1 protein-coding gene is annotated in these 488 nt (G+C 69.1%); it reads right to left on the minus strand.

Annotated features, from left to right (window positions below):
• Positions 1–30 precede the first annotated feature (30 nt).
• Positions 31–488 (minus strand): hypothetical protein (locus DEQ92_RS23625; protein WP_158547663.1); only part of this gene is annotated, 458 nt, incomplete at its 5' end.

Below are 488 nucleotides of genomic sequence, written 5' to 3' on the forward strand. Positions count from 1 at the left end.
GTCTCTGCTCCGAACAGCCTCCGACACGACTCACGATTCGTGGCGGTCGCGCTCCCGCAGGCGCTTCACTGTCCGATAGCCGACGGCTCCGGCGGCGACTCCGGCGACACCCGTCCCCACGAGTGCCGGCAGGTCTCGGTCGGTCCGAACCCTGCGGAGGCTCCCCGCCCCCTCCTGTGTGATCTCGAGGTCGTACTCGTGTTCGTCACCCGTCCGAATCGTCTCGGTCCGCGCCGCGTCCACGGACGCCCCGTCCGCGTCGGTCACCATCGCCGTCAGTTCGTACTCGGTGTCGGCGGTTCCGAACACGCTGATCCGGTAGGTACCCGGTTCCGCTCCGTGCTGGCTCCGCACCCGCCCGTACTCGCCGCGACTTCGATCCGTGTACACGCCGCGGACGCGTCCGATCTGGCTCCCGCCGGGACCGACGACGGTGAGATCGACGTCCTCGGAGGTCGCGACAACGAGCGTGAACGGGAACAGCGACT

It is taken from the genome of Haloferax sp. Atlit-6N (assembly GCF_003383195.1).
GTDB lineage: Archaea > Halobacteriota > Halobacteria > Halobacteriales > Haloferacaceae > Haloferax > Haloferax gibbonsii.